This is a genomic window from Belnapia arida, from assembly GCF_016773205.1.
Taxonomy (GTDB): Bacteria; Pseudomonadota; Alphaproteobacteria; order Acetobacterales; family Acetobacteraceae; genus Belnapia; species Belnapia arida.
The window spans coordinates 1-275 of the sequence record NZ_JAETWB010000214.1 but is presented as its reverse complement, the minus strand read 5'-3'; the positions used below and the strand labels follow the sequence as shown (position 1 = coordinate 275).

Sequence of the window (275 nt, the reverse complement as noted above, 5' to 3'; positions counted from 1 at the left end):
GGATGAGAATGCGGCCGACCCGCCCCATGGTGCGGAGCCCGGATCCCGGCGCCATCAGCACCGAGCCGAGCGCCAACACCACCGCCACCTCGGACATGATCGACATGGCGATGGGCCCGGCCCCGCGCTCGCCGAGCAGCGGCAGCAGCAGGGGCGGGCCGAGATAGCCGACAGTGCCCATGGCCGCCGCAGCCCCGATCGCCGCCGCCGGGGCGCGTCGGCGGAAGGGCAGGGCCGCCGCCATCCCCAGCGCGAAGACGGCGAGGCAGGCGCCG

1 protein-coding gene is annotated in these 275 nt (G+C 76.4%); it reads right to left on the bottom strand.

The features are described 5' to 3' along the window. Positions 1 to 275, bottom strand: a 275-nt coding sequence (locus tag JMJ56_RS33445) for a hypothetical protein (RefSeq protein WP_202836163.1), incomplete at both ends; no start/stop codon positions are given.